Origin of the sequence: Campylobacter concisus, from assembly GCF_002913865.1 — a bacterium.
Taxonomy (GTDB): domain Bacteria; phylum Campylobacterota; class Campylobacteria; order Campylobacterales; family Campylobacteraceae; genus Campylobacter_A; species Campylobacter_A concisus_AM.
In genome coordinates this window covers 1-10,901 of sequence record NZ_POYX01000089.1, presented here as the reverse complement: position 1 = coordinate 10,901, position 10,901 = coordinate 1, and the positions used below count along the sequence as shown (strand labels likewise).

The window sequence follows — 10,901 nt, the reverse complement described above, 5'->3', positions numbered from 1 at the left end:
AAAAATATCTTTATCATCTTTATAAATGAAAAAATTCATCTTGTCTTGCCAAAAAATAAAGAAACCTCAGAGCTAGTAAAAACACTTATAAAAGAGAGCAAAAAAGAGCTACTGCTTTTTGAAAATTTAGACTACAAAAGCGTTATTGGCTAAGCTTGTAAATTTACAAGCTTAGATGTGATCAAGCGTGCTTCTTATGAGCTCTTCAAAGTATTTAGCGTTCATCGGCTTACCCCAGAAATAACCTTGTATCTCATCGCAGCCTAGCTCTCTTAAAATTTCAAGCTGAGTTTCATCTTCAACACCCTCAGCGATCGTCTTTAGCTCGATATTTTTAGCTAGAGTTATAACGCTTTTTACAACGTCTCTATCGATCTCATTTATAGCGATGTTATCAACTAACTCTTTTGCGATCTTTAGCCTATCTAGTGGATACTTTTTGATGTAGTTCATCGATGAAAAGCCGGTGCCAAAGTCATCGATCGAGATACTCATACCTTTATCCGAAAATTTCTTTAAGACTGTTTGCATGATCTCTTCGGCATTGACGAGGCTTGCCTCTGTAAGCTCGATATCAACGCACTTTGGATCCATACCAAATTCTTCAACATAGCCAAAGATATCCGATGCAAAATTTACATTATCAACCTGTTTTGGCGAGATGTTGATGCCAACTTTTAGGCTGATGCCATACTTTTTGTTCCAGTAGCTCATCTGCCTTATGGCCTCTTTTGCCACCCATATTCCTATTGTATTTATGATAGAGCTTTGCTCGGCAACTGGGATAAATTTAGCCGGACTTACAAAGCCTTTTACCGGAGAATTCCATCTAATTAACGCCTCAGCGCCTATTATCTTTTTACCATTTAGCAGATACTGCGGCTGGAAATTTAGGCTAAATTCCTCATCAAAATTCATAGAATTTAGCAAAATTTCTATGTAGTTTTTCTCCTGAATGATCTCTTTTATATCATCGTAAAAGACATATTTTGTATTGACATCTCTTTTGGCTGCATCAAGTGCGGCTCCAGCTTGCATGATAAGATCATCAGCTAAAATTTCACTTGTTTGCGTTGAGCTAACGCCAACCTTTGCTCCAAGAGCTATCTTATAATCGCCAACTGAGATTTGCTCGGCTATGATGTTTAGCAGATAGTATAAAAATTCCCTATAATGCCCCTCATTTTTTTGCTTTAAAACTATCATAAAGTCATCACCGCCAAACCTTGAGACGATAGCGCCCTCTGGCAAGATCGCTTTTATATTTTTAGAAAATTTCAAAAGCACCTCATCACCCACGTAGTGGCCGTATGAGTCATTTATAGCCTTAAAGTGGTTGATGTCGATGCAATAAATATCTATCTTTTCGCCAAGCGCTTTGGTCTTTATCATCTCTGATAATTTGCTTAAAAATGACTGTCTATTTAAAAGCCCAGTGAGTGAGTCAAATTCGCTAAGCTGCCTTAAGCGCTCATTTTTCTCTTCAAGCTCTCTTAGGCTATCTTGGATCTCTTCGTCAAGTTGAGCGATGATATGCCTTTCAGATCTAGCTAAATCCCTCATAGCAACTGTGCTTGAGATACTATAAATTAGCGCTGCATAGGCTAGCAAAACCATAAGCAGAAAAACTATCCAAACAGAGTAAATTTTATCTGTATTAGCAGCTCCTAAAAAGAGTAAAGATACGATAAGCAAGGTGATAAATTTATATATAAGCACCCTTATATAGTCTTTTCTGTAGCTTCTTATCTTGATATTTGCCTCGTTTTCCTTTAGGTGCAAGCAAGCTACAAATATAATAAAAAATGCAACTTTAAAGAAAAACTCATAATGAACATTTGTACCACCGTATGCCAAAAAGGCCTTTGATGAGTAGTATGCGTCGCAAATGCAAATGATAAGCAAAGCTAATAAATATAAAAGAAGGCTCACTCTTTTATAGCTAAAAGCTGGTTTTTTTGATACAAAATTTAGTGAAAATGCGACAACAAAGACAAAGCAAAAGATAAAAATATCCATTATGATATATGAAAGGCTAGTCACAAATTCTTGATTAAGCGCTACTACTAAACTTTTATCAAAAACTACAAACCAAAAAAAACTAACCGTTATAAGCATCAAAGCAAGCGCATCTACCGCGACTTGTTGCCATATCACTCTTTTTAAAATTCTTGCAAAAAAAGCAATAGCAGATACAATAAACATAAAAAATGGGATCAAATATAAAATTTGCATAAGATCTGTGCGGGAGATGTTTCCTTGCATAAGAAGCGATCTATCATAAAGCAATAAAAGGATATCTGCTAACGCCCAGCTCGCTATAGCTAAAAATATATAGGTCCAGTATGAGTTTAAATTTCTACTACTTTTTAATAAAAAGAACAAAAATATGGCGATCGCTACATCGGTACCGACTGATAAAGCCGTCAGATAAAACTGATCCCCCAGATAAATAGCAGAAAAATAAGCAATAATCAGGGCAAATATAAATAAAAAAGAGCCGTTGTGAAAATTTGTTATCCTATCAAGCACGGCCGCTCTCCGCTTCCTGGGCTAGCTTTTGCCACCTTTGCCACTCGCCGCTATCATCGACGTCGTTGCCGATAGCCTCGTACCTAGCGTAAAAATGCTCAACAAATTTCTTGCACTCTTCATCTTTTGGCAGGTAGCTTTGCTCATCTTTTTGGGAAAATTTCTCCAAAAACACGCTCGCATCATCTTTTTTAGCATATGTTTGCGCTAGCTCGAAGTAGTTTTGCAAGCAAATTTCTTTAAATTTAGCGTAAGCTTGCTCGCTCATATCCACGCTTAGCTTGCCGTCAAATTTAAGCACTCCAGCCCTAAAAAGCAGGCTAAGATGTATAAGCCCCTCGCAATAATAAGCCCTCACCTCATCGACCTTTCGCCACGCTATAAGCCCAACCGCACGGGCTATTAGCTCGTGAAAGACGGCCATTTTATACTCCGCCTCTTCGTGCAAGAAGAAATTTACTAGCCCACCAGTCGTCGCCTTGTACTCTTCGATAAATTTAAAGACGCCACTTTTATTCATGCTCATCTCAGTATCAAGTCCTATAAAAAGGATGTGGCCAAACTCATGGCCAATTGTTGAGATTTCATAAACTTTTTTCCAAATTTTTGGCTTTAAAAATAAAATTTCCCTACCAAAATCCAAAAATTCCTTGCTAAAAATTTCAGCCCCAAGCTTCATAAAAGGCTTTGCCTTTGCGCCCTCATAGACGTGATTTACAAAGGCAAAAATTTTCTTGCCGCATTTTGCGCTCACGCTCTCATCATTTGGCACGACCTGAGCGCTAAAAAGCCCATTTAGCTCCGCCCCGTAGTAGATCATCGGCACGCTTATATAAAGCTGCGTTCTAGCGATATTTTCACTAACTGCCTTGTTTGTCGCGGCGTTATCAAATTTGATCTTTTCGCAAACGCTCTCGTAAGTTTTTGTCACTTTTTCTTTAAATTTAAGCTCATCAATGCCCTCGCTATCAACCAGCCTGATGTCCCACTCAAGTGCGACTGCGTGCGTGTAGGCGTCCTCGTAGTACTCTAGCGGATGGCCTGGCTGAAGCGCGCCTTTTACATCCATCCACGCTATCTCAGCCTCTTGCCAAGCGTTTATAACCTTTGCGTTGTCCTCTTCGCAAAAGGCATTTTGCAGCTTTTCAAGGTATTTTACGTATGATTTTTGCTCGTCGCTCTTAGCTAAATTTCTTAAAATTTCAAGATTTTTTATAAATACTTTTTTAAGCTCTCTAACCTCATCTTTAAAGGCAAGCGCATAAGGCAAAAAGCTAAATTTCTCGCCCTCTTTACAAACTGCGCCATAAGTTCTATCAGCTCTTACGCCATTACTATCACACTGAAATAAGCCGTTTTTAGTGATGAACTCATTTGCCTGGCTTAAATCCTTAAATTTAGCCTCAAACTCTTTATTTGTGGTCTCTATTATCTTATCTTGCCACGAAATTTGCCATGCATTTAGACTAAGCCCAAGCTCGTGCATAGCCTCAACAAAGGCTTGATAAAACTGGTCTAAAATTTTCTCATCACGTGCCTTTTTTATAAGCTCGGAGTGTAAATTTTCATATAAATTTCTAACATAGCCGTAGATCAAATTTAGCACACGTTTTTGCTCGTCATCGCCTAAATTTAGCTTTTTTAGCTCATTTTGAAGTGGATCAACTTTAAGATCAACTATCCTTCTAGCAAGAGCTAGTTTTTGGCTTGGCGTGCCATCAAGGGTACAAATCTTCAGAGCATCAGTTATGATCTTGTCATCTAAATTTTTATAAATAGCGTTTAGCTTAGATTTTTGCTCTTTTGTAAGTTCATTTAGTCTTTTAAAATCATTCATCTTTTCATCCCTTAAAGTTGCAGGATTTTAGCATAAAGCCATTAAAATTTGCTACAATTTACCAAAATTTTAAGATCTAAAAGGCAAAAAATGGACATTTTAAAGGACTTTGGCGAGCCACGCATTAAGCAAGTGATGCTACCAAAAGATACAAACTCAGCTGGCAATATCTTTGGCGGCTGGATAATGAGTCAGATAGACCTTGCAGGTGCGCAGGCTGCTAGAGAAATTTCGCCTGAGCGAGTTGTGACGATTTCTATGAAAGAGATCATCTTCAAGCAACCAGTCTTTGTTGGCGACGTACTAAGCTGCTATGCAAAGATCATCGCAGTTGGTAAAACATCGATAACAACGCAGATAGAAGTGACTGCACTTAGGCTAAATGACGGCGGTTTTAGAGAGACTATACACGTCACAAGCGCCATTGCGACCTATGTTAGTGTGACAAAAGACGGGCACAAAAAACCGATAGATGAGAAGATAAAAGAGCTTCACGGCTTTTAAATTTGGTTGCAGTTTATGCAGCCAAAACCCCCGAATTTATCACTATTTTTAAAAAGATTTGAAAAAAAATAACACCAAAAAAGAGAAATTTCAACTTATTTAAATGCTTTATAAAGTAAAATCTGCCCTTACACTTTTTTGGGAGAAAGATGAAAAAATCACGCTTAGGGCTTTTACAAACGCATATTTTAGATATCTTAACACAAGATGAGCTGGAGAAATTTGAGTTTAAAGAGCTGCCAAAGACAAGCACGATCTACACAGAAGACATCGAGATAATTATCCTAAAAAACGGCTCAGCAAAGCTCTCATTTTTTGAAGATGGCGAGGAATTTATCCTTTATCATTTAGAAAAAAACAACATCGCCATACTTGATGACAACTGCGCATTTGAAGTACTTGAAGATGCCCAAATTTACGTCATTAGACTAGATAATATCGGCGAAATTTTACACAATCAAAAAGCTGCAAGCGAGATACTAACAACCACGCTAAACACCATCATCGTGCAGCGCCAGATCACAAAGTCGATACTTTTTGAAGACGCAAAGGGCAGGATTGCAAATTTCTTAATCGAGCTTGCAAACGAGCAAGATCTAAAACAAAACGGCTATCGATACGTGTTTTTGCCATTTTCTTTAAAGGTGCTATCAAGCTTTGTTGGCCTCAAGCGCCAAAGCGCCTCAACAGCCTTTAATGAGCTTATCAAAGACGACATCATCAGAAAGATCACACCACACGAATTTCTCATCATCGACCACGAAAAACTTGAAAGTTATACCAATTAATATCATTCAGGGTCCTCAGAGAATTCATTATCTCTAAAAATTGCATAAAAATTTATGAGCCAAAAGACAAAAGCAAGTGCTATCAAAGTTGCTGGCAGATGGATATAAAATCCACTCCAAAAATAAGCCAAAATGCCTCTACTAATGCCAGCTAAAATGACTAAAATAAATGCAATTTTGCTAAGGCGTAAAAACTCAAGCTCTTGTCCGCTGTGACGAAGTCCCGCGATATTAAAAATAAGCATAACGCTAAAAATAACAGCATTTATGGCTATTAAGTGCATAAAATTTACCTCAAGACCTAAATTTAAAAGCCCGCTTACTCCGATGCCCAAAAATCCAACTGCTAAAAATATCTGCATAAAGTAATAGTAAATCACAAAATTATGCCTCAAAAGTTGCTTATAGTGCCACTCTTTAAGCTTTGCAAGCACTGCACATCCGCAAGCAATGGCTACATAGTAGGTGCCAATACTCTTTTCAAAAAATATATTAAAAAGCAAAAACGCACAAGTCATGCAAATAGCGATATTTTTATAGATAAAATTTGGCACAAAAATAGCCTCATCCATATCTTTTTCTCGCTTTAGCGCTTCTTTGCCAAGTACAACGCTAACACGATATGAAATAAGCAAGATAGCGATGATATGAAGATAAATTTGCAAATTTAAAAATTTTTCGTTACCACTCATTAGATAATAAATTTCAAAGCCTAAAATACCAAACAAAAATCCTAGCACACCAAATTGATCAAGATTTTTATCTCGCCAGATCATATAAAGACAAAGCATCACTAGATATGCCCAAAAAAGTGTAATAAAGAAATGTGCTAAAAATAAGCTAAAAAGTGCTGCTATAAAGCTAGTTGCAAAGAGCGAAAATAAAATGTAAGCGTGGGCTTTTAGCGAGGAGCTAAAATTCGTCCAGTCGGTTAGTCCAGTGAGTAAAAAACCAGCATAGGCAAGTGCTAGAAAAAGGTGTAAAAATATAAATTTATGCAAACTCACAAAATCAGTTGGTGTAAAAAATATAGCAGCTCCCAGAACAGCACAGGCAGCACTGGTAAGAAAAAATATTCTCATAGGATAGGTAAAAAAGTTGTTAATCATAATAAATTTGCCCTTTAAAATTTTCATCTATTGTTTTGCTGATAAATGTAAAATCACGGTTTTTAAAAGCCTCGTCTAAAACAAGCTCTTTTTGTATGATCGCACCTTTATTTGCGAGAAAATAAATTCTATTTGACATCTTCACAGCCTCCATTCTGTCGTGCGTGACTAGTATTATGCTCATGCCCTCACTCACTCTTTGGCTAACGATATCGATCAAAATTTCTTTCATATCATAATCAAGCCCCGAAAATGGCTCATCCATTAAAAGCAGATCAGGTTTTGTCACAACTGCTCTTACAAAAGCAACCCTTTGCCTCATGCCACCACTTAGTTCATTTGGGTATTTCAGTGCGTCTTTCTGACTAAGACCAACCTTAGCAAAGAGCTTTAAAACGCTGTTTTGATCAGCTTTATCCATAACCAAAAGCACATTTTCAAGAGCATTTTTCCATGTAAGCAGACGATTTTCTTGAAAAAAATATGTCATTTTTTTAAATTTATTAAAAATTTCCCCTTTTCTGGGCTCATTTAGTCCGCTAATAAGCCGTAAAATAGTAGTTTTTCCACATCCTGAAGGCCCAAAAAGCGTCACCGCCTCGCCTTTTTCTACCTTTAAATTAAAATTTCTTACGACCTTATCTCTTAAAATTTCATACTCTACATTTCTAAGCTCAAGCATCATCTTCTCCAAGGCATAAGAGCTATTTTTAAAGGCTCGATGATGAGGTACTCAAAAAGCATGATAAGAGTGATGCTTAAAAGAACATACGCCATCACTTCAGTTGTTTCAAGCATTGCCCTTGCATTTGCTATCTTTGCTCCCATGCCGTTATTTGCACCCAAGAGTTCAGCCATTATGACTATTTTTACACCCATTGCAACAGCTACGCTAACAGAGCTTATGATATAGCTCGTAAGATGTGGGATATAGAGGTGTTTTATCTTTTTTAAAAAGCCTAAATGATAGGCATCAAACATCTCTTTTAACTCCTCATCTACACTACTCATAGCAACTGCCGAGCTTGCAAAAGTAAGCGGTAAAACGGTTATAAAGATAGTAAAAATGGTGCTAAAATTTCCAAATCCAAACCAAAAAATAGCAAGCACTATCCAAATAATTGGTGGCATCGATAAAAGCAAGGTAATGACAGGTCTAAAAAAGGCCGCAAAGCTTTTAAAGCTACCTGCTATTAGCCCTAAAAATATACCAAAAAATGTTGCCGTGCTAACCCCAACTAGTGATCTACAAAGCGTTATATTTATCTCGCTATTTTTGTAGTCCTTTATGATTTCACAGACTTTAAAAAATACATCTTTTGGCGAAGGGAGCAGGAGTGGGGAGCTAAACTCGCTTCCCACTTGCCAAATAGCTAAGATCAAAAAAACTACGGCAAATCCGCTAAATCCGCCCCAAAAATAGTCAATCATTTTTAAAAAGGCTGAGCGATCTTTTTTGACACCGTCGATTAGTATCATAAAAATAGACCTTTATCTGGCATCTTACCACCTAGAAATTTTGGATTGAACTGATAAATTTCTTCAAAAAATGCCATGATCTCATTTTGTAGTTCATTTGCTTTTGTCACTGTTAGATTTGCCTTATCAAAGGCATTTGCAAGTGCCACTTCTGGAGCTGGCAAATAACTTGAGCCAATCTTTGCCGCACTTTGCTTGTTTTCAAGTATCCATGAAAGTGCGTTCTTAAGATCGCTGTGGAGCATATCAAATAGATTTAAACTCTTCTCATAAAAGCCCTTTTCTACGATAATGCCAGCCATTGGGATTATCGGTTTTGTACTAAAGCTCTCGCCCCAAATTTTTGGAAAATCAACTGAGTAATATACACTAACGCCTGCTTTTTTACCACGCAAAATAGTCGCTTCGCCAAGAGGTTGTGGGACTAATAAAATGTCAAAATCTTTTTGTAAAAATAAAAGTAGAGCTTCAGGAGGTGTTGCTGTATAGGTGATATCTATTTTGCTAGCGTCTATGCCTCGCTTCTTGCAAAGTGCCCTTAGGACGAGATCAGGCATGTCGCCTCGAAATGGCATGATTAGCTTTTTGCCTACAAAATCTTCTAAATTTTTGATCTTTTCGTCCTTGACCATAGCGTTCATTACGCCAAGGGTTAGTAAATTTAACATAGCAAAATCAAGCCCCTGATTTCTTAAATTTGCAGCGACATTTGATGGTGACATCGTAACCTTAATGTCTCCGCTAGCTACGCCTGCACGAAGCTGATCTGGTGTTTTCCAGATATTTAGGCTCACATCATAAGTTTTATTTAACTCGCCTTGCAGTGCAGCAACTGCCATTATGACACTTGGGATCGCTGGTGCGCCCCACATATTAAAGCTCTCTTTTGCAAATAAATTTGGTGCAAACGCACTAACACCCAAAGCTGTGCTAAGTCCTAAAAATTTTCTTCTATCTAACATCTTTTTCTCCTTTAAAAACTGCTGTGAAAGCTAATAAAAAATGTTCTGCCAGGGGCATGAACGACTACCGGATCAAGTGCTGCTACGTGATCACCGCTGATAAATTCTGCATAATCTTTGTCAAATAAATTTGCTACGCCAAACCTTATGCCAACTTTGTTTTTAAACTCTACGCCACCATAAAGATCGAGCAAGCCAAACCCCTTTGCAGCCTCTTTTTTGTCGATACCTAGACCATTTTGCTTGCTAAAATCGCCTCTAGTTTGCTTTGAAACAAGTCTTAGTGCAGTGCCAAGGTTGTAGCTACCAAAGCTTGCATAGTCTTTGTAGTCAAACGCAAAATTTGCCTCAAAAGGCCTTATTTGATAAAGTGGCCTGCCATCTGTTTTGTTTTGTCCGTAGTTGTAGTAAAGTGAGCTTTTTAAGCCAAAGTGCCTTGCAAAGCTATATTCTGTATTGAAATTTACACTATAAAGCGTTGCATCAACGTTTCTTGAGATGACAGCATTTTTGTTTAGTGGCATGGCGGCTTTTGAGTGGCGTCTATCAAAAATGATCAAATTTTTTACGCTATCAGCGATGAAATGCCCGCTAAAGCTAAATGCATCTTTGTTTTGCAAAGAGTTTAGGTATTCTTTATAAAACTGGCTACCAAATTTAAAGCCAAGAACCGCTCTATTGTGCCTTTCTGGCTCTAAATTTGGATTTGCTATCCAGCCATTATCGCCTGCACCATAAAGTGTATTGAAACGCTCCATATTACTTGGCAAGCGAGATAAACTCTCAAGTTTTGCGAAATAGCTATCCTTATCGTTTGGTGTAAATTTATATTTTAAACTTGCACTAAAAGCGTCTTTTTTGATCTTATCACTTATGTCTTCACCGTAAATTTGACGAATTAGCCCGCGAGTGGTGCTAATGGCTGGATTTGGTGCAAAATATTTAGTATCAAGCCCATTAAGCTTACTTCTTTGCTCTTCATATTTTAAGGCAATAGAAGCTTCGTTTGCTTCATTAAATTTATAAGCAAGTGTGTCAAAAAGCATAAATTTATCATTTCTAACATCAGCAAATCTGTATCCGTTAAATACCCAGTTACTGCCTTGCTTTATGTATCTTTTGCCACCATGTTTATCTTTTTCAAAGCCAGCACCTATTTGATTATGAAAGCTTGCGAAATCAACATCATATTTTAAATTTGCCTCAAGCACATCTCTTTTTATCTCAACTTTTACATTTGGGCTAGCATCCCTTAGATGAAAATTATCAGCTTTTCGCTCAATCTTTTTTGCAACAAGCTCAAGATTTAGCGTATTTGAAAGATCTTCTTTGCCCAAGCGAATATTTAGCTTGCCGACTTTTCTTGTCGTTTTAAAGGCATCCATCACGTGCTCTGGCTGCTTATCTTTATCGATATTATCCCTTAAAAACGTAAGTCTAAGCTCGCTAAGCTCATTTGGCACGAAACCTAAAATAGCGCTTTGGCCCTGTCTGTTGTAGCCATAGTCCCATTTTTTGCCACTTCCGTCTTTATAGCTATTTGCCTTGGTGAAATTTGCGTTTAAAATGGTATAAAAATTTGTGCCACGATATTTAAAAAGCGATGAGTTGTAAAAGCTTTTGCCATACATCCCAGCTGAGATATGAAATATATCAGCAGAGCTATCAAGTAAATTTGTCACAAATGGAT

Annotated in this window: 9 protein-coding genes; 2 read left to right on the top strand and 7 right to left on the bottom strand. The window is 37.4% G+C overall.

The annotated features are described in order from the left end of the window. Window positions 1–171: 171 nt before the first annotated feature. Together CYP77_RS05975 and ciaB are read right to left on the bottom strand one after the other, a co-directional pair. The gene (locus CYP77_RS05975) at window positions 172–2,532 is read right to left on the bottom strand and encodes a putative bifunctional diguanylate cyclase/phosphodiesterase (RefSeq protein ID WP_103567309.1); all 2,361 of its coding nucleotides are present in this window, start codon (window positions 2,530–2,532) and stop codon (window positions 172–174) included. Then, window positions 2,525–4,369 (bottom strand): invasion protein CiaB, encoded by a 1,845-nt coding sequence (ciaB, locus tag CYP77_RS05970; RefSeq protein ID WP_103567308.1) that lies wholly within the window; start codon window positions 4,367–4,369, stop codon window positions 2,525–2,527. Before ciaB ends, CYP77_RS05975 begins: the two co-directional genes overlap by 8 nt. 90 nt (window positions 4,370–4,459) lie before the next feature. Between ciaB and CYP77_RS05965 the strand changes: the two genes are divergently transcribed. Then, complete coding sequence (locus tag CYP77_RS05965) at window positions 4,460–4,873, top strand: acyl-CoA thioesterase (protein WP_087581367.1); 414 nt, start codon at window positions 4,460–4,462, stop codon at window positions 4,871–4,873. A gap of 149 nt (window positions 4,874–5,022) precedes the next feature. After that, window positions 5,023–5,661, top strand: coding sequence for a Crp/Fnr family transcriptional regulator (locus CYP77_RS05960; protein ID WP_103557879.1), 639 nt, complete (start codon window positions 5,023–5,025; stop codon window positions 5,659–5,661). 2 nt (window positions 5,662–5,663) lie between these two features. Here the strand turns inward: CYP77_RS05960 and CYP77_RS05955 are convergent, their stop codons facing one another. From CYP77_RS05955 to CYP77_RS05935, 5 genes are all read right to left on the bottom strand, one after another. Beyond that, window positions 5,664–6,770 (bottom strand): NnrS family protein, encoded by a 1,107-nt coding sequence (locus CYP77_RS05955; protein ID WP_103567307.1) that lies wholly within the window; start codon window positions 6,768–6,770, stop codon window positions 5,664–5,666. Further along, on the bottom strand, window positions 6,763–7,452 hold the full coding sequence (locus tag CYP77_RS05950; RefSeq protein WP_103567306.1) for an ABC transporter ATP-binding protein: 690 nt from the start codon (window positions 7,450–7,452) through the stop codon (window positions 6,763–6,765). Before CYP77_RS05950 ends, CYP77_RS05955 begins: the two co-directional genes overlap by 8 nt. After that, window positions 7,452–8,249: an ABC transporter permease gene (locus CYP77_RS05945; protein ID WP_103567305.1), complete on the bottom strand. Its 798-nt coding sequence runs from the start codon at window positions 8,247–8,249 to the stop codon at window positions 7,452–7,454. The genes CYP77_RS05950 and CYP77_RS05945 overlap by 1 nt, the downstream gene beginning before the upstream one ends. Further along, window positions 8,246–9,211: an ABC transporter substrate-binding protein gene (locus tag CYP77_RS05940; RefSeq protein ID WP_103567304.1), complete on the bottom strand. Its 966-nt coding sequence runs from the start codon at window positions 9,209–9,211 to the stop codon at window positions 8,246–8,248. Before CYP77_RS05940 ends, CYP77_RS05945 begins: the two co-directional genes overlap by 4 nt. Window positions 9,212–9,222: 11 nt before the next feature. Then, a partial coding sequence (locus CYP77_RS05935) for a TonB-dependent receptor domain-containing protein (protein WP_103599715.1) occupies window positions 9,223–10,901 on the bottom strand: 1,679 nt, incomplete at its 5' end.

Coding starts and splice junctions, on each gene's coding strand:
- ciaB (WP_103567308.1), bottom strand. CDS start 4,369: ATGAATGATTTTAAAAGACTAAATGAACTTACAAAAGAGCAAAAATCT.
- CYP77_RS05965 (WP_087581367.1), top strand. CDS start 4,460: ATGGACATTTTAAAGGACTTTGGCGAGCCACGCATTAAGCAAGTGATG.
- CYP77_RS05960 (WP_103557879.1), top strand. CDS start 5,023: ATGAAAAAATCACGCTTAGGGCTTTTACAAACGCATATTTTAGATATC.
- CYP77_RS05955 (WP_103567307.1), bottom strand. CDS start 6,770: ATGATTAACAACTTTTTTACCTATCCTATGAGAATATTTTTTCTTACC.
- CYP77_RS05950 (WP_103567306.1), bottom strand. CDS start 7,452: ATGCTTGAGCTTAGAAATGTAGAGTATGAAATTTTAAGAGATAAGGTC.
- CYP77_RS05945 (WP_103567305.1), bottom strand. CDS start 8,249: ATGATACTAATCGACGGTGTCAAAAAAGATCGCTCAGCCTTTTTAAAA.
- CYP77_RS05940 (WP_103567304.1), bottom strand. CDS start 9,211: ATGTTAGATAGAAGAAAATTTTTAGGACTTAGCACAGCTTTGGGTGTT.